Origin of the sequence: Xanthobacter luteus, from assembly GCF_040049235.1 — a bacterium.
In the GTDB taxonomy this organism is placed as follows: domain Bacteria; phylum Pseudomonadota; class Alphaproteobacteria; order Rhizobiales; family Xanthobacteraceae; genus Xanthobacter.
In genome coordinates, this window is sequence record NZ_JBDZDO010000001.1 from 384,527 (window position 1) to 400,582 (window position 16,056).

Below are 16,056 nucleotides of genomic sequence, written 5' to 3' on the forward strand. Positions count from 1 at the left end.
GTTCTGTTGTCCGCCCCGCCCGGCGGCTCGGTTTGCCGGCGTTACCGGCGATCCGGGCCAAAGGACGAGAGGTCACTTCATCTCGTCGACGGCCTCCACCCCCAGAACCCTGAGACCTGAGGCGAGCACCGTGGCCACGCCGTGGACCAAGGCCAAGCGAGCCAAGGTCAACTGTCGATCATTCTCCATAATGAAGCGTAAATATGGCAAGTCTTTTCCCCGGTTCCACTGGCCGTGGAAATCGCTCGCCAGGTCGTGCAAATAGAAGGCGACGCGGTGCGGCTCGCGCGCCGCGGCAGCCTGCTCCACCAAACGCGGCCAGGCCGCGAGGCGCTTGAGAAGCGTGACCTCGCCTTCGTCGTCCAGCAGGTTTAGCGGCCCGGCCCCGAACGCGGCCGGCTCCTGCGGCAAATCCGAGAACTGCTCCAGCGCGTTACGCAGGATCGACTTGGCTCGAGCGTGGGCATACTGGACGTAGAACACAGGATTCTCGCGCGACTGCTCGATCACCTTGGCGAGGTCAAAGTCGAGCGTCGCGTCGTTCTTGCGAAACAGCATCATGAACCGCACCGCGTCCCGGCCAACCTCGTCCACCACGTCGCGCAGGGTGACGAAGGAGCCCGCCCGCTTCGACATGCGCACCGGCTCGCCGTTGCGCAGCAGCCGCACCAGCTGGATCAGCTCCACGTCCAGGCTCGCCCGCCCGCCGGAGACCGCCTTCACCGCCGCCTGCATGCGCTTGACGTAGCCGCCGTGGTCGGCGCCCCAGACGTCGATCATCTTGAGGAAGCCGCGCTCGATCTTGTCCTTGTGGTAAGCGATGTCGCCGGCGAAATAGGTGTAGCCGCCGTCGGACTTCTTCAGCGGACGATCCACGTCGTCGCCGAAATCGGTGGCGCGGAACAGGGTCTGCTCGCGGTCCTCCCAGTCCTCGATCGGCGCCCCCTTGGGCGGCGGCAAGCGGCCCTCATAGACCTCGCCGGAGGCCCGGAGCGCCTCGATGGTGGCGCCGACCTTGTCCACCGGCCCCTGCGAAAGCGCGCGCTCGGAGGAGAACACGTCGAACTCGATGCCGAGCGCGGTGAGGTCGGCGCGGATCATCTCCATCATCTGGCCGATGGCAAACGAGCGGAAGATCGGCAGCCATTCGCTCTCTGGCGCCGCCATGAAGGCGGGGCCGTGCATCTCGGCGAGCAGCCGGCCCACCGGGACCAGATAGTCACCGGGATAGAGCCCGTCCGGGATGTCCGCCGCCTCCCCCGTCACCGCCTCGCGGTAGCGCAGATAGGCCGAGCGGCCGAGCACGTCCACCTGGGCACCGGCGTCGTTGATGTAGTATTCCTTGGTCACCGCGAAGCCGCCGAAGGCCAAAAGCCGCGCCATGGCGTCGCCGAACACCGCGCCCCGGCAATGGCCCACATGCATCGGGCCGGTGGGGTTGGCGGAGACGTATTCCACGTTCACCTTCTCGCCGCCGCCCAGCGACGAGCGGCCGAAGTCGAGGCCCTCGCCAAGCACCGCCAGCAGCACCTTGGGCCAGAAGCCTTCCGCGAGCGCCAGATTGATGAAGCCCGGTCCCGCCACCTCCACCTTGGCGACGAACGGCACCGCCCTCAGCCGGCCGGCGATGCGCTCGGCGAGCTCGCGCGGCTTCGCGCCCGCCTCCTTCGCCAGCACCATCGCGGCGTTGGTGGCGAGGTCGCCGTGGCTCGGATCGCGCGGCGGCTCCACCACCACGCGCGCGAGGTCGGGACGGCCTGAGATCTCGCCTGCGGCGACGAGGGTGGCGACGGCTTCGCGCACGTGATCGGCGAAGATCGCGTAGACGTTCATGGATATGGTCCGATCGGTTTGGTCGCCGGCGCGCCTATCGCAAGTCCGGCGTCAAGTCAAAGAAGCGGGCGTGCTGGTCGAGCGCGTAGCGGTCGGTCATGCCGCCGATATAGTCGGCGACACGCCGGGCAAGGCGCGGCGCGTCGGAGAAGTCGAGGTCCTCCTGCCAGGAGGGCGGCATGTCCCAGGGCTGGGCCGTGAAGCGGGCGAACAGGTCGCGGAGCACGCCTTGGGCCTCCTCCATGATGCGGACCACCCGGGGGTGCCGGTACATGTGCGGGAACAAGAAGCCCTTGATGGCCGCCTCCTGCGCCCGCACGCGGTCGGAGAAGCCCACCAGCGGCCGGCCCAGCGCTCGCACCGCGCCGGCCGAGGCGACGCCCGACTCGGCGGCCCGACGCGCGGTCTCCGCCACCACGTCCTCGATCAGGCGGGTGATGAGCCGGCGCATCACCTCGTTCACGGTGCGCGGCACATCGAGCCCGCGATAGCGCGCGCGCACCTCGGCGAGCGCCGCGCCCACCAAAGGCAGGTCCTTCAGATCGTCGACGGCGAACAGGCGGGCGCGCAGGCCGTCGTCGAGGTCGTGCACGTCATAGGCGATGTCGTCGGCGATCGCCGCCACCTGCGCCTCGGGACCCGCATGGGTCCACAATTCCAGGTCCTGGAGGCCAGAATGCGCCTTGATGGCGTGGGGCAGACCGGCGGCATAGCGGCCGATCCCATGGCCCTGCCGGTCGGTGAGCGGGCCGTTGTGCTTGGCGATGCCCTCCAGGGTCTCCCAGGTGAGGTTCAGGCCGTCGAACTCGGCATAGCGCCGCTCGATGCGGGTGACCACGCGCAGCGACTGGGCGTTGTGGTCGAAGCCGCCATAATCCTTGAGGCAGGCGTCCAGCGCCCGCTCGCCCGCATGGGCGAAGGGCGGATGGCCGAGGTCGTGGGCGAGCGCCAGCGCTTCGGCGAGGTCCTCGTCGAGCCCGAGCGCGCGGGCGATGGAGCGCGCCACCTGCACCACTTCCAGCGTATGGGTGAGGCGGGTGCGGAAATGGTCGCCTTCGTTGAAGACGAACACCTGCGTCTTGTGCTTCAGCCGGCGGAAGGCGGTGGAATGGATGATGCGGTCGCAGTCGCGCCGGAAGGCGCTGCGCGGCGGCATGTCCGCCTCCGGGAACAGGCGCCCGCGGGTTTGGGTGGCGTCGCTCGCGAACGCCGCCATGGGCCGCGCGCCGGAAACCGCCATGGACATCCCCCTTTGAATTCGGCGCCCTGCGCTCTTACCTATGGCGCAATGCCAGCTTCAACCCGTAAAGTCGATGCCATGGACACCGAGACGGACACCGAGACCCTTCCCTTTGCCGTCACCGAAAGCGCGGCCCGGCGCATCGCGGAGATTCTCGCGACCGAAGCGCCGGGCAGCGTGCTGCGCGTCAGCGTGGAAGGCGGCGGCTGCTCCGGCTTCCAGTACCGCTTCGACGTGACGCGGGAACAGACGCCCGAAGATCTGGTGATCGAGAAGGACGGCGCCACCGTGCTGGTGGACAAGGTCTCGCTCGATTATCTCGCCGGCTCGCGGCTCGACTTCGTCGACGACCTCATCGGCGCCTCGTTCCGGGTGGAGAACCCGCAGGCGGCCTCCTCCTGCGGCTGCGGCACCAGCTTCTCGCTCTGAGCCTCACGCCCCGACGATCTCGTCGCGGTGGTAGCCCTGCATGAACAAGAGCGCGGTCAGATCGCCGTGGTTCACCCGCGCCCGCGCCGCCGCCGCCACCGCCGGCTTGGCGTGGAAGGCGACGCCGAGGCCGGCCTCGGCGAGCATGGCGAGGTCGTTCGCCCCGTCGCCCACCGCCAGGGTCTCGGAGGGGGCGAGGTGCAAATGATCGCGCAGCTCCACCAAGGTTGCGAGCTTGGCCTCGCGGCCGAGGATGGGCTCCGCCACCGCGCCGACGAGGCGTCCCCCCTCCAGCAGCAGTTCGTTCGCCCGGTGCTCGTCAAAGCCGATGCGGGCGGCGATCTCGGAGGTGAACAGCGTGAAGCCGCCGGAGACAAGGGCGGCATAGGCGCCGTTGGCCTTCATGGTAGCCACCAGCTGCGGCCCGCCGGGCGTGAGGCGGATACGCTCGGCCAGCACCTCGTCCACCACCCTCGCCTCCAGCCCGCGCAGCAGCGCGACGCGCTCGCGCAGCGCCGGCTCAAACGCGATCTCGCCGCGCATGGCGCGCTCGGTGATCGCCGCCACATGCGCCTTGAGGCCGACGAAATCCGCCAGTTCGTCGATGCATTCCTGGCCGATCATGGTGGAATCCATGTCGGCGAGGAACAGCCGCTTGCGCCGGCCGGTGCGGCCCTGCACCACCACGTCCAGGGCATGGTCCGAAAGCGCGGCGCGCAGCCTGTCCTCGAACGGGCCGGGATCGGCGCCGAGCGGCGGCAGGAACGGAATGTCGGCCGCAACCTCGGGCCAGAGGGTGACGGCGTCCTCCGCCTGCGGCAGAACGGAGCGGGCGATCTGCTCCGCCTCATAGGTGAGCGCCGGGGCGGCGGGATTGGAGATGAGCGTCGCGACGAGAGCCATGGACAACCGGAGCATCAAAAGGTGAGGCGGCAGAAGGCGCCGAAGGTGGTGCTCATCGCAGGTCCGACGGCCAGCGGCAAGTCGGCGCTTGCGCTGGCGCTCGCCGAGCGCCTCGGCGCGGACGGCCGGGGCGTGGTGCTGAATGCCGATTCCATGCAGGTCTATGGTGATCTCTCGATCATCACGGCGCGTCCTTCGGTCGCCGACCTCGGCCGCGCGCCACACCGGCTCTACGGCCATGTGGACGCCGACACCGACTATTCGGTGGGCCGCTGGAGCGATGACGCCAAGGCCGCCATCACCGCTTTGCGCGGCGCGGGGCGCACGCCGATCCTGGTGGGCGGCACCGGTCTCTATTTCCGCGCCCTCACGCAGGGCCTCGCCGCGGTGCCGCCGATCCCGGCGGCGGTGCGCGAGCGGGTGCGCGCCTGGGCCGAGAGCTTGGCCAATGCCGCGGTCCATGCGCGCCTTCTGGCCCGCGACCCGGAAACCGCCGCACGGCTCAATGTGAACGACCGCCAGCGGGTGCTCAGGGCGCTGGAGGTGCTGGAGGCCACCGGCCGCCCCCTCGCGCGCTGGCAGGCGGACGCCCAGCCGCCGTTCCTGGCGCCGGAGGACTGCGTGCGCCTCGTGCTGGTGGCGCAGCGCGACGAGCTGCGGCGGCGCATCGACGCGCGCTTCCACCAGATGCTGGACCAGGGCGCGCTCGCCGAGGTGGCGGCGCTCGCCGCCCGCCGGCTCGATGCGGCGCGGCCGGTGCTAAAAGCCCACGGCGTGCCGGCGCTGATGCGGCACCTTTCCGGCGAGCTCGGCCTCGACGCGGCGGCGGCCGAAGGCCAGGCGGACACGCGCCGCTACGCCAAGCGGCAGGACACCTTCTTCCGCCACCAGATGGCCGACTGGCGGCGCGCCACGCCGGAGGCCGCGCTCGGCGCGCTGCTCGAGGAACTTGGAGCCTGAGAGAGCGAGCCCGCGCCTTACGGGCCGAGCAGCCAGATCCACAGCGCCATCACCGGATGGGCGCAATGGGCGAGGAAGGCGAGCATGGTAAGCGCGCCGATGGTGCCCCATGCCGCGGCGAACTTGCCGGCGGACGACTGATGGTGCGAGGTCCAGGCCACCGGCTGCCGGTGCCCCGCCGGCAGCACCGCCAGGGGCCGCGCGAGGATCGGCACCCGCAGGTCGCCGGGGGCGAACGTCAGCGGGCGCGAGCGCGCACGATGGACGGGCGGCTTCACCGGGGCAAGCTCCAAGCGAATCAATGCGTTGACGACTTCGTAAGGATGTCGCGCGAACGCCCGCCGTCAAGCTTCCGGTGCCCGCGGCGGGGCGTTCTCGCCGCGCCTCATCCGTTTGGGGGATGACACCCGCGGATGCCCCGCCGATCCTCGCATCGGGTGTCGTGAACCTCGCCTCCCGCAGCCGGCCGCCGCCAGCGGCGGCCGGCTGCGTTTTTCTGCCCCGGACGCGCCGGCGCAGCGACGCCAGGCATGCGTCGGGGGCGACCGGCCTTCAGGTCCAGAGCAGGGTGGCGCGGACGCCGGTGCGGTCGTCCCGGTTGCCGACCACGAGCCGCGCGCCGAGCCGCTCCGCGGCCATGGCGGCGATGGTGAGGCCGAGCCCGGTGCCCGCCGCGTTCTTGTGGCGCCCGCGGAAGAAGCGCTCCGCCACCCGCGGCAGTTCGTCCTGCGGGATGCCCGGCCCCTCGTCTTCGACGCACAAGCCCCCCGCGCAGCGCCGCCATGCCACGCGCCCACCCGCCGGCATGTGCTCCACCGCATTCTCGTGCAGATTGCGCAGCACGAGATGCAGCGCCTCCGGCTCGCCGGTCACCTTCAGGCCGGCGAGATCGTCGGCGATCTCGACCGCGACGCCCGGCGGCGTCGGTCCGTGCGCGGCGACCTCCCGCAGCACGGCGGCGGCGTCGAGCTCGGCTGGCGCGGCGGGGCGGGGCGCCGCCTCCAGCTTCGCCAAAGCGAGCAATTGGCGCACCAGGCGCGCGGTGCGGTCGACGCTCACCAGGATCTGCTTGAGCGCGCCCTCCCGGATCGCCTCGTCCGGGCTTGCCAGCGCGATCTGGGCCTGCGCCTTGAGGCCGGCGAGCGGCGTCTTCAGCTCGTGGGCGGCGAAGGCGGTGACGTCGCGCTCGTGGCGGCGCGCCGCCTCCACCTTGCCGAACAGGCCGTTGAGGGCGCCGATGAGCGGGCGCACCTCGGACGGCGCCTCGGCCGGCGCGACCGGGCGCATGTCCTCCCCGTCCCGGGCCGCGATCTCGCGCGCCAGCGCATTAAGCGGGGCGAGCCCGCGCCCGAGGCTGATCCAGATCAGCAGGCCGAGCAGCGGCACCATCAGCAAAGCGGGCGCCAGAAGCCCCGCCACCAGGTCGCGCACCAGCCGGTCGCGCAGGCCGACGCGGTCGCCCACCATCACCCGCACGCCCTTCTCGCCGTCGACGATGGTGAAGACCCGCCACCTCTCCCCGTCCACCGTGCGCTCGGAGAAGCCTTCCGACGGTCCGGCCAGCGCCGCGTCCGGGGCGCCGCCCGAGCGCGCCACCAGCTCCCCGTCCAGCGACCAGATCTGGCAGGAGAGCTGGCGCTCATAGCCGGACTGCATCTGCGGCAGCGGGCCGGCCGCTGCGGCGATATTGCCGCCCCGCACCATGGAATGCACCATGCGCGCGGCCTCCTGCAGGCGCGCGTCGAGCACGTGTTCGAGCTCGCTGCGGCTGCCGAGGGTGATCCACGCCACCGCGCACAGCCAGATGGCGCCGGTGGCGGCGAGCAGGATCACGAACAGGCGCCGGCGCAGCGAGGTCATGGCGCGCTCCGCACCCGGTAGCCGAGGCCGCGCACGGTCTCGATGGCCTCGCGCCCCACCTTGGCGCGCAGGTTGTGGACATGGACCTCCACCGTGTTGCTCTCCACCTCCTCCTGCCAGCCATAGAGCCGTTCCTCGATCTCGCTTTTGGAGCGGATGACGCCCGGCCGCTCCATCAGCGCCGAGAGCACCGCGAACTCCCGCCGGGAGAGCGCCACCGCGCGGCCGTCCACGGTGGCGCTGAGGGTCGCGGGATCGAGCACCAGGCCCGCCGCCGCCAGCATCGGCGCCGCCCGGCCCTGCCCGCGCCGGGCGATGGCGCGCACCCGGGCGGCGAGCTCATCGAGGTCGAACGGTTTGCCGAGATAGTCGTCCGCCCCGGCATCGAGACCGCGCACCTTGTCCGTGGTCTCGTCGAGGGCGGTGAGCAGCAGCACCGGCGTCGGGTCCCTGGCGGCGCGCAGGTCGCGGAGGATTTCGAGGCCGGAGCCGTCCGGCAGCATGAGGTCGAGCACCACCGCGTCGAAGCGGTTGGCGGCGAGGGCGGCGCGGGCATCGGCGCACAGGCCCACGCGCTCGACGGTCGCGCCGGAAAGCTCCAGCCCCACCTTCAGGCCGTCCGACAGCACGGGGTCGTCCTCCACCACCAGGATGCGCATTCTTCTCCTCCTCGGCGCTGCCTCCTACGGCCAGCTTAAGGCTGGCTTAAGGTGGGCATCGGAGGGAGCGCCCCGGACATCGCGCGGAGGCGCCCCTTGGTCATGACATATCTGGCGCGGACGGTCCTGCCCGCGCTCGCCGCACTCCTCCTGCTGGCGCCGGGCCCGGCCGCCGCCCAGGCCGAGCTGCGGGCCGAGCAGGCCTTCCGCCTCGCCGCCCTGCGGGAGGCCGACGGGGCGCTCCTGCTGCGCTGGAGCATCGCGCCGCGCACCTACCTCTACCGCGAGAGCCTGGAGGCGCGCAGCGCCGGCGCGGCGGTGCCGCTCGCCACCCCGCCCGGCGAGGCCAAGGACGACCCGAACTTTGGCGCGGTGGAAATCTATCACGGCACGGTGGAGGCGCGGGCGCGCGGCCTGCCGGCCCGCGGAACGCTGGAGGTCGCGTTCCAGGGCTGCGCCGAGGACGGGGTGTGCTACCCGCCGGCGCGGCTGAATGTGGACCTCGCCAGCCTCGCCGTCGCCGAGGCCGCGCGCGCCCCCTTTCCCGAGCCGAGGGGGATGGGCGCCGAGGCGATCGGCGGGTCGGCCGCCGCGCCCAGCGCGGCCGCTTCGCCCGCCGCGACCGCCGGCGCGACGGACCCGGACGCGCCGCCGCTCGCCGGCCCCCTGCTTGGCGTGCTGCTGGGCTTCCTCGGCCTCGGGCTGCTGCTCGCCTTCACGCCGTGCGTGTTCCCCATGATCCCGATCCTGTCCGGCATCCTGGCCGGTGGCGGGCAGAACCCCTCCCGCTGGCGCGGGCTGGGTCTGTCCTCCGCCTATGTTGCGGCCATGGCCGCCGCCTACGGCGTGGTCGGCCTCGCGGCCGGCTGGTCCGGGGCGAACCTCCAGGCGGCGCTGCAGACGCCGCTCGCCCTCGGCGTCATGGCGGCGGTGCTGGCGGCGCTGGCGCTCTCCATGTTCGGCCTGTTCGAGCTCGCGCTGCCGTCCGGCCTCGCCGGCCGCCTGTCCGTCGGCGCGCGCGGCGGCTCGGTGGCCGGCGCCGCGCTTCTGGGCTTCGGCTCGGCGCTGGTGGTGGGGCCGTGCGTGACGCCGCCGCTGGCCGCCGCATTGCTCTATGCCGCCCAGACCGGAGACGGCGCGCGCGGCGGCGCGGCGCTGTTCATGCTCGGCCTCGGCATGGGCCTGCCGCTGGTGGCCGCCGGCACCTTCGGCGCCCGCATCCTGCCGCACGCGGGGCCGTGGCTCGCGCGGGTGAAGGCCGCCTGCGGCGTGCTGTTCCTGGCAATCGCCGTCGGGCTGCTCGCTCGCCTGCTGCCGGACCCCGCGGGCCTCGCGCTCTGGGGCGTGCTGGCGGTGGGGGTCGGCGTGTTCGCCGGAGGCCTCGACCGGGCGGACGGCGCCAGGGGCGCGCTGCAGCGGCTCGGCCAGGCGGCCGGCCTCGTGGCGCTGCTCTGCGGCGCCCTGCTGATCGTCGGCGCCGCGGGCGGGGCGGGCGATCCCCTGCGCCCGCTCGGCTTCCTCGCCGCGACGGCCCGCGAGGAGGCCCAGGGCCCGCTGGAGACGCGCGTCTCCTCCCCCGCAGCACTCGATGCGGCGCTCGCGGCGAAGGCGGCCGACGGGCCGGTGCTCGTCACCTTCACCGCCGGCTGGTGCACGGTCTGCAAGTCCAACGCGGCGGTGATGGCCGAGCCCAAGGTGCGCGCGCGCATCGCCCGCCTGCCGCTGATCGCCGCCGACGTGACGCGCTACGGCGCCGAAGCGCGGGCGCTGATGCAGCGCCACGACGTGGTCGGCCCGCCCACCCTCTTCCTGATGGACGCCGAAGGGCGCGAATTGCCCGGCACGCGGCATATCGGCGCCATCACCCCCGACGACATCGCCGCGCTGGCGGCCAAAGCCGGCCTCTGAGCCGGCCGCCGCGCCCACCCCCCTCGCTTCGTTCCCCCATCCTCCGGAGACCATCCATGCGCCGCAGGGACCTCATTCGCCTCGCCGCCCTTCCCGCCATCCTCGCGCTGGGGATCGCCCCGGCGCGGGCGCAGGCGCTGGACGTGGAGGCGATCCTCAACGATCCCCAGGCCCCCGCCTCGGGCAATCCGAAAGGCGACGTCACCATCGTCGCCTTCCTCGACTACAACTGCCCCTACTGCAAGAAATCCGCCCCCGATCTCGCCCGCGTGGTGAAGGAGGATGGCCGCATCCGCGTGGTCTACAAGGACTGGCCGGTGATCACCGAGGCCTCGGTCTATGGCGCGCAGCTGGCGCTCGCCGCCGGCTTCCAGGGCAAGTATGGGGCGGCGCACGATGCACTCATGGGCATCCCCGGCCGGCGCATCGGCGAGGCGCAGATGCTGCAGGCGGTGGCCGCCGTGCCCGGCCTCGACATGACGCGCCTCCAGGCGGACCTCGATGCCCATGGGCCGGAGATCATCGCCCTGCTCAGGCGCAACGCCGCCCAGGCGGATCAGCTGGGGCTGCGCGGCACGCCCACTTACCTGGTCGGTCCGCTGCTCGCCTCGACCCTCGATTATGCGAGCTTCAAGCGCGCCATCGCCGAGGCGCGCCGGCGCCAGGCCGGCGAGTGAGCGCCCGCATGTCCGTTCCCGATCTGCACCGCCGCGCCGTCCTCGCCGCCGCCATGCGCCTAACCGTCGCCGCCGCGCCCCTGGCGCTCGCCGCCTGCGTCACCGATTCCGCAGCGACGCCACCGGTCGCCGCCAAGCCGCGCCTCTCGCCCACGGACGCGGCGCGCTACGGGGCGCTGGAGGACGGTGGCTTCCGCATCCCGGGCGTCGCGCCGGACGACCTCGCGCCGCGCAACGTGCGCCAGCTGGTGCGGGACCCCACCGGCCAGCAGCCCGGCACGCTCGTGGTGGACCCGAAGAACCGCTACCTCTATCTGGTGCAGGAGAACGGCAAGGCGCTGCGCTACGGCGTGGGGGTCGGCAAAGCGGGCCTGGAATTCTCCGGCACCGCCGCCGTGGGCTACAAGCGCGAATGGCCGAGCTGGCGGCCCACCGACACCATGATCGCGCGCGAGCCCGCGCGCTACCGTCCCTGGTCGGGCGGCATGGCCGGCGGCGCGCAGAATCCGCTCGGCGCGCGCGCCCTCTACCTGTTCAAGGACGGCAAGGACACGCTCTACCGCATCCACGGCACCAACGAGCCCTGGACCATCGGCGAGGCGGTCTCCTCGGGCTGCATCCGCATGATGAACCAGGACGTCATCGACCTCTATCGCCGGGTTCCCGACGGCGCCAAGGTGGTGGTGATGCCGGCCTGAGCCGGCGGCGCGCCGCCCGGCTCAGCCGCCGGCGAAGTCGAGCGGGATTTCGGTGGTGGACTTCAGCTCCTCCATGGCGAACATGGAGGTGACGTCCGACAGCTCGATCTTGGAGATCAGCTTCTTGTAGAGCGCGTCATAGGCCGCGATGTCGGGCACCAGCGCCTTGAGCAGATAGTCGATCTCGCCGCTCATGCGGTAGAAGTCGACGATCTCGGGGATGTCGCGCACCGCGTCGGCGAACTGGTCCAGCCACTCGGCCGAGTGCCTGGCGGTGCGCACGGCGATGAACACGGTCACCCCCGCATTCAGCAGCTTGCGGTCGAGCAGCGCCACGCGCCGGCGGATGACGCCGGCCTTCTCCAGCTTCTGGATGCGGCGCCAGCAGGGCGTGGGCGACAGGCCCACCTTCTCGGCGAGGTCGGCCAGCGGCAGCTCCGCATCGCCCTGGAGAAGCTTCAGCAGCCTCAGGTCGATGACGTCGAGGTTGAGGTGCGGGGTGCGCGCCAAGGCTTCCTCCACTGCGCCGATGGCGGGGAACACAATTCCCCGATCGACTGGAAACGATAGAATTTCATTTCTTATCTAGCGCCATATTCTGCCAAATTCGCAACCCCATTTCGCACTGCACGCGCTAGCCTTGCGCATCGCCGCGCGATTGGGTGAGACATGAACGCTCTGAACGACCAGCACGACACCGCCTTGCTCTCCCGCCTCGGGCGCGCCAGCCGCACCACGGCGCAGGACTATCTTGAGGCGGCCCGCCGCACCCTCGAAGCCCTCGCCGGCCGCCCGCATCTGCTCGACGGCGTGCCGCTGGCGCGCAATCCCGGCGGCTATGCCCGCAACCTCGTCTATGGCGACGACGACATCAGCGTCTGGGCCATGGTGTGGTCCGTGGGGGCGCGCACCTCGATCCACGACCACCACTGCTCGTGCTGCTTCGCGGTGCTCAAGGGCACGGTGGGCGAGAGCCGCTTCGAGGCGATCGATCACAGACGGGCGGTGTTGAAGTCCACCGCCGCGCGCGGGCCGGGCTACGTGGCCTGCATGCTGCCGACCGGGCCGAACCTGCATCAGATGACAAATCTCGGTGCCGAGGAGGCGATCTCGCTGCACGTCTACGGCTTCGACCACCGCCAGCATGCGAATTCCATCGACCGGGAATACGCGCTCGCCGCGCTCTGACCCTCGCTTTCCAACAACAAAGCCTCCAGACCGGAACCCATGAGCAATTTCAACACCGAGACGGTGCTGTCCGTGCGCCACTGGACCGACACGCTGTTCAGCTTCGTCACCACCCGCGATCCCGCCTTCCGCTTCGCCAGCGGGCAATTCACCATGATCGGGCTGAAGCTGGAGGACCGCCCGCTGCTGCGCGCCTATTCCATCGCCAGCCCGGTCTATGACGACCGGCTGGAATTCTTCTCCATCAAGGTCCAGAACGGCCCCCTCACCTCGCGGCTCCAGCATCTCAAGGAAGGCGACGCCATCCTGGTGGGCCGCAAGCCCACCGGCACGCTGGTGCACGACGCGCTGCTGCCCGGCGCGCGGCTCTATCTGCTCGGCACCGGCACCGGGCTCGCCCCGTTCCTGAGCGTGATCCGCGATCCCGCGACCTATGAGCGGTTCGAGACCGTGGTGCTGGTCCACGGCTGCCGCTTCAAGGCCGAGCTCGCCTACCAGGACCTGATCGAGCGCCAGCTGCCCCAGGACGAGTTGCTGGGCGAGACGGTGGGCGCGCAGCTCCTCTACCACCCCATGGTGACGCGCGAGCCGTTCGCGAACCAGGGCCGCATCACCGACGCCTTCGCCTGCGGCCGCCTGCCGTTTGGGCTCGGCCTGCCGGCGATCGCGGCGGAAGGCGACCGCTTCATGCTGTGCGGCAGCCCGGCCATGCTCGCCGACATGACCTTGTGGCTGAAGGCGCAGGGCCTCGCCGAGGGCAGCAACGCCACGCCCGGCCACTATGTGATCGAGAAGGCGTTCGTGGAGCGCTGACTTTGGCACGGCGCCTGCATCGGTGTGTCTGACACTGAGAATTTACCGGTAAAAAGTTGGCAAGATGGGCGATAAATTTGCAGTCTGATCTTGCCATCCCGTGCCGCGCGATTTTAAGTTATTCAAACTAAACGGAAAATGCGCGGTGGCTCCGCAATTGGGCAGAAGGCGACGATTTTGACCGATTCAGAGGCGGAGCCGGATCGCGTGGCGGATGCGACGGGAGACCGGACCATGAGGGGATCGAGGCGCAGGCCGGCGGACGCCGCCATCTACGAGCCCATCGTCTCCTCGGCGCACCTCGCCGCCGGCGGGTCGCCGGCGCTGTCGGAGACCGAGTTCGGGCTCATCCTCGCGGTCCACGCCTTCGAGCGCTGGATCGTGCGCTGCATGGCCGCCGCGGGCGTGCCGAACCTGTCGCCGCTGGAGGTGCTGATCCTCCACATCGTGCGGCACCGGGACCGGCCGAAGTCGATCTCAGACGTGGCGCTGATCCTCGACATCGAGGAGACCCACGTCGCCACCTATGCGCTGCGCAAGCTCGAGGGCGCCGGCCTCGTGACGACGCGGCGCGTCGGCAAGGAGAAGGTGGTGGAGGCGACCGCGGCGGGGCTCGAGGCCTGCACCCGCTACGCCGCCATCCGCGAGCAATTGCTGGTCAAGCCGCTGCGCTCGTCGGGCCCGTCCGAGGAGATCCTCTCCGAGGTGGGCGAGGTGCTGCGCGCGGTCTCCGGATACTACAACCAGGCGGCCCGCTCGGCGGCCACGGTCTGACGGCACGGCCCGGCCGACCCAGTGAGAAAGGCGCGACAGTGGCAATGGACGTGGTTGAACTGAAAACCGACGTGCTGGTGATCGGCTCCGGCGCCGCCGGCATGATGGCGGCGCTGGAGGCGGCCAAGGACGGCGCCAGCGTCATCCTCGCCGACCGCAGCCTGATCAGCCGGTCGGGCGCCACCATCATGGCGCAGATGACGGTGGCGGTGGCGCTCGGCTCCCAGACCCCCGACCACTGGGAGCACCACCTCGCCGACACGCTGGCCGCGGGCCGCGACCTGTGCGACGTCTCGCTCTCGCGCCTCGTGTGCGAGGAAGGCCCGCGCGACATCCTCCAGCTCGACGAGTGGAAGGTGGGCTGGGCGCGCAACCCGGACGGCTCGATCCGCCAGGCCCACGCCCCCGGCCACGACCGGCCGCGCTGCGTCTATGTGGACTTCCTCTCGACCGGCCCGGCGGTGGCGAAAACCCTGCGCACCCGCGTCGTGCGGCAGAAGGAGGTGGTGCGCGTCGGCGACCTCTACGTCACCGACATCGTGGTGCGCGACGGCGTCGCCACCGGCGCCGTGGGCTTCTCGCTGGCGGACGGCCGGCCGGTGACGGTGGCGGCCAAGGCGGTGGTGATCGCCACCGGCGGCCTCACCCGGCTCTACCAGCGCAACAGCGCCTCGGCCAACATGGGCGGCGACGGCTATGCGCTGGCGCTGCGCGCCGGCGCGGCACTGACCGACATGGAATTCGTGCAGTTCTTCCCCATCGGCCACCTCGCCCCGCGCCTCGTGGGCATGGACCCGATCATGTGGGACCCGTTCCGCTACAAGCTCGGCGGCCGGCTGCTGAACGCCGAGATGCGCGAGTTCGTCAACGACTACGGCAACGAGGAGGCCGGTACCTACAACGTCACCCGCGACCGCGCCACCTTCGCCATCCTGTCCGAGGTGAAGGCCGGGCGCGGCTCGCCGGCGGGCGGCGCCTTCCTTTCGTTCCAGCATATCCCCGAGGACGAGCTGCGCGGCGCCTTCGGCCCGGTGATCGACAAGCTGGCCGCCAACGGCATCGACCTCACGCAGATGCCGGTCGAGGTGGCGCCGATCGCCCACTACCACATGGGCGGCGTGAAGGTGGACGCGGCCATGCGCTCCACCGTGCCGGGCCTGTTCTCCGCCGGCGAGGCGAATGGCGGCTCCAACGGGGCCAACCGCCTCTCGGGCAACGCCATCACGGAGGCGTTCGTGTTCGGCCGCACCGCCGGCTGCTCCGCCGCGGCGTTCGCGCGCGAGGCCGGCGCGGCGCCGGCCGAAGTGCCGCCCGCGGCCCTCGACCTGGTGCGCGCCGAAACCCCGAAGGCGGGCGAGAACCATGCCGGCCTGATCGCCGAACTCCAGGCTTTGATGGCCGCCGACGTGGGCCCGTTCCGCACCGAGGAGGGCCTCGCCCGCGCGCTCGCCGGCATCGCCGCGCTCAAGGCCCGCCTCGGCGACCTGCCGCCGGCCGCGCCCGGCCCCTACGACATGGCGCGGCTCGACTGGTTCGACCTCAGGACCATGCTGCTGGTGGCCGAGGTGGTGACGCGTTCGGCCATCGCCCGCAAGGAAAGCCGCGGCGCCCACCAGCGCGACGACTTCCCCGCCATGGATCCCGCCTTCGTGCTGCACCACACGGTGAGGCTGGAGGGCGACCGCCTCGTCCTCGGCCGCACGCCCGTCGAGGGCCGAACCATAAAAGAGGTCGCCTGATGCGAGAGACCGCCACCCTCATCGTCCGCCGCGGCCCCGGCGGCGCGGATGCCCCCACCTCGTCCTACGAGGTGCCCTACACGCCGGGCCAGTCGGTGCTGGACGGGCTGCGCTTCGTGCGCGCCCATCTCGACGCCACGCTGTCGGTGCGCCACTCCTGCGTCAACGCCAACACCTGCAAGGAATGCATGATCATCGTCGACGGCAAGGTGGACTATGCCTGCACCGCGCGCCTGGAGCCGCGCGAGATGGTGCTGGAGCCGCTCGGCAACAAGGCGCACCTCAAGGACCTCGTCACCGAAATCACGCCGCCGGACGAGCGCCTGGAGCATGCCGCGAAGTCCGGCGTCGGCAAGGTCGTGGCGGAAGGCTGAG

The 16,056-nt window shown here is 71.4% G+C and carries 17 protein-coding genes; 10 read left to right on the forward strand and 7 right to left on the reverse strand.

Annotated features, from left to right (window positions below):
- Positions 1-72: 72 nt before the first annotated feature.
- Positions 73-1,833: an arginine--tRNA ligase gene (gene argS, locus ABLE88_RS01940; RefSeq protein ID WP_348829704.1), complete on the reverse strand. Its 1,761-nt coding sequence runs from the start codon at positions 1,831-1,833 to the stop codon at positions 73-75.
- A 34-nt stretch (positions 1,834-1,867) separates the two neighbouring features.
- On the reverse strand, positions 1,868-3,073 hold the full coding sequence (locus ABLE88_RS01945; RefSeq protein ID WP_348829706.1) for a deoxyguanosinetriphosphate triphosphohydrolase: 1,206 nt from the start codon (positions 3,071-3,073) through the stop codon (positions 1,868-1,870).
- Positions 3,074-3,151: 78 nt separating this feature from the next.
- Here ABLE88_RS01945 and erpA point away from each other — a divergent pair, with 78 nt between their 5' ends.
- Complete coding sequence (erpA, locus tag ABLE88_RS01950) at positions 3,152-3,502, forward strand: iron-sulfur cluster insertion protein ErpA (protein ID WP_348829708.1); 351 nt, start codon at positions 3,152-3,154, stop codon at positions 3,500-3,502.
- A gap of 3 nt (positions 3,503-3,505) precedes the next feature.
- Here the strand turns inward: erpA and serB are convergent, their stop codons facing one another.
- Positions 3,506-4,405, reverse strand: coding sequence for a phosphoserine phosphatase SerB (gene serB / locus ABLE88_RS01955; RefSeq protein WP_348829710.1), 900 nt, complete (start codon positions 4,403-4,405; stop codon positions 3,506-3,508).
- Positions 4,406-4,426: 21 nt separating this feature from the next.
- On the opposite strand from serB, the gene miaA reads away from it, so the two are divergent.
- Positions 4,427-5,365, forward strand: coding sequence for a tRNA (adenosine(37)-N6)-dimethylallyltransferase MiaA (gene miaA, locus ABLE88_RS01960; RefSeq protein ID WP_348829711.1), 939 nt, complete (start codon positions 4,427-4,429; stop codon positions 5,363-5,365).
- Positions 5,366-5,382: 17 nt separating this feature from the next.
- On the opposite strand, the gene ABLE88_RS01965 is transcribed toward miaA, so the two are convergent.
- The 3 genes from ABLE88_RS01965 to ABLE88_RS01975 all read right to left on the reverse strand — a co-directional run bounded on the left by ABLE88_RS01965 (position 5,383) and on the right by ABLE88_RS01975 (position 7,884).
- Positions 5,383-5,643 (reverse strand): hypothetical protein, encoded by a 261-nt coding sequence (locus ABLE88_RS01965; RefSeq protein ID WP_348829712.1) that lies wholly within the window; start codon positions 5,641-5,643, stop codon positions 5,383-5,385.
- 274 nt (positions 5,644-5,917) lie between these two features.
- Positions 5,918-7,225 carry an ATP-binding protein gene (locus ABLE88_RS01970; protein WP_348829713.1) on the reverse strand — a complete coding sequence of 436 codons (1,308 nt, stop codon included), beginning with the start codon at positions 7,223-7,225 and terminating at the stop codon, positions 5,918-5,920.
- Positions 7,222-7,884 carry a response regulator transcription factor gene (locus ABLE88_RS01975; protein ID WP_348829715.1) on the reverse strand — a complete coding sequence of 221 codons (663 nt, stop codon included), beginning with the start codon at positions 7,882-7,884 and terminating at the stop codon, positions 7,222-7,224. The genes ABLE88_RS01970 and ABLE88_RS01975 overlap by 4 nt, the downstream gene beginning before the upstream one ends.
- A 102-nt stretch (positions 7,885-7,986) precedes the next feature.
- Between ABLE88_RS01975 and dsbD the strand changes: the two genes are divergently transcribed.
- From dsbD to ABLE88_RS01990, 3 genes are read left to right on the forward strand one after another with little or no spacing between them, the layout of a single operon-like run.
- Positions 7,987-9,792 carry a protein-disulfide reductase DsbD gene (dsbD, locus tag ABLE88_RS01980; protein WP_348831061.1) on the forward strand — a complete coding sequence of 602 codons (1,806 nt, stop codon included), beginning with the start codon at positions 7,987-7,989 and terminating at the stop codon, positions 9,790-9,792.
- A gap of 56 nt (positions 9,793-9,848) precedes the next feature.
- A complete protein-coding gene (locus tag ABLE88_RS01985; protein WP_348829717.1) occupies positions 9,849-10,469 on the forward strand; it encodes a DsbA family protein in 621 nt (206 codons plus the stop codon).
- 8 nt (positions 10,470-10,477) lie between these two features.
- Entirely contained in the window at positions 10,478-11,167 is a 690-nt protein-coding gene (locus ABLE88_RS01990) for a L,D-transpeptidase (protein ID WP_348829718.1), read from the forward strand.
- Positions 11,168-11,188: 21 nt separating this feature from the next.
- Here the strand turns inward: ABLE88_RS01990 and ABLE88_RS01995 are convergent, their stop codons facing one another.
- A complete protein-coding gene (locus ABLE88_RS01995) occupies positions 11,189-11,677 on the reverse strand; it encodes an Lrp/AsnC family transcriptional regulator (RefSeq protein WP_348829719.1) in 489 nt (162 codons plus the stop codon).
- Between the two features lie 159 nt (positions 11,678-11,836).
- Between ABLE88_RS01995 and ABLE88_RS02000 the strand changes: the two genes are divergently transcribed.
- The 5 genes from ABLE88_RS02000 (at position 11,837) to ABLE88_RS02020 (ending at position 16,055) form a co-directional block, all read left to right on the forward strand.
- Positions 11,837-12,355 (forward strand): cysteine dioxygenase, encoded by a 519-nt coding sequence (locus ABLE88_RS02000; protein WP_348829720.1) that lies wholly within the window; start codon positions 11,837-11,839, stop codon positions 12,353-12,355.
- A gap of 39 nt (positions 12,356-12,394) precedes the next feature.
- Positions 12,395-13,168, forward strand: coding sequence for a ferredoxin--NADP reductase (locus ABLE88_RS02005; protein ID WP_348829721.1), 774 nt, complete (start codon positions 12,395-12,397; stop codon positions 13,166-13,168).
- Between the two features lie 234 nt (positions 13,169-13,402).
- Positions 13,403-13,942, forward strand: a complete 540-nt coding sequence (locus ABLE88_RS02010) for a winged helix DNA-binding protein (protein WP_348829723.1) — start codon at positions 13,403-13,405, stop codon at positions 13,940-13,942.
- A gap of 50 nt (positions 13,943-13,992) precedes the next feature.
- On the forward strand, positions 13,993-15,681 hold the full coding sequence (locus ABLE88_RS02015; protein WP_348829724.1) for an FAD-binding protein: 1,689 nt from the start codon (positions 13,993-13,995) through the stop codon (positions 15,679-15,681).
- A complete protein-coding gene (locus ABLE88_RS02020) occupies positions 15,681-16,055 on the forward strand; it encodes a 2Fe-2S iron-sulfur cluster-binding protein (protein WP_348829725.1) in 375 nt (124 codons plus the stop codon). Before ABLE88_RS02015 ends, ABLE88_RS02020 begins: the two co-directional genes overlap by 1 nt.
- The last annotated feature ends 1 nt before the right edge of the window (position 16,056 follow it).

Excerpts from the sequence above, each read along its gene's own strand:
- argS (WP_348829704.1), bottom strand. The coding sequence starts at position 1,833 with ATGAACGTCTACGCGATCTTCGCCGATCACGTGCGCGAAGCCGTCGCC.
- ABLE88_RS01945 (WP_348829706.1), bottom strand. The coding sequence starts at position 3,073 with ATGGCGGTTTCCGGCGCGCGGCCCATGGCGGCGTTCGCGAGCGACGCC.
- erpA (WP_348829708.1), top strand. The coding sequence starts at position 3,152 with ATGGACACCGAGACGGACACCGAGACCCTTCCCTTTGCCGTCACCGAA.
- serB (WP_348829710.1), bottom strand. The coding sequence starts at position 4,405 with ATGGCTCTCGTCGCGACGCTCATCTCCAATCCCGCCGCCCCGGCGCTC.
- ABLE88_RS01970 (WP_348829713.1), bottom strand. The coding sequence starts at position 7,225 with ATGACCTCGCTGCGCCGGCGCCTGTTCGTGATCCTGCTCGCCGCCACC.
- ABLE88_RS01975 (WP_348829715.1), bottom strand. The coding sequence starts at position 7,884 with ATGCGCATCCTGGTGGTGGAGGACGACCCCGTGCTGTCGGACGGCCTG.
- dsbD (WP_348831061.1), top strand. The coding sequence starts at position 7,987 with ATGACATATCTGGCGCGGACGGTCCTGCCCGCGCTCGCCGCACTCCTC.
- ABLE88_RS01985 (WP_348829717.1), top strand. The coding sequence starts at position 9,849 with ATGCGCCGCAGGGACCTCATTCGCCTCGCCGCCCTTCCCGCCATCCTC.
- ABLE88_RS01990 (WP_348829718.1), top strand. The coding sequence starts at position 10,478 with ATGTCCGTTCCCGATCTGCACCGCCGCGCCGTCCTCGCCGCCGCCATG.
- ABLE88_RS02000 (WP_348829720.1), top strand. The coding sequence starts at position 11,837 with ATGAACGCTCTGAACGACCAGCACGACACCGCCTTGCTCTCCCGCCTC.
- ABLE88_RS02005 (WP_348829721.1), top strand. The coding sequence starts at position 12,395 with ATGAGCAATTTCAACACCGAGACGGTGCTGTCCGTGCGCCACTGGACC.
- ABLE88_RS02010 (WP_348829723.1), top strand. The coding sequence starts at position 13,403 with ATGAGGGGATCGAGGCGCAGGCCGGCGGACGCCGCCATCTACGAGCCC.
- ABLE88_RS02020 (WP_348829725.1), top strand. The coding sequence starts at position 15,681 with ATGCGAGAGACCGCCACCCTCATCGTCCGCCGCGGCCCCGGCGGCGCG.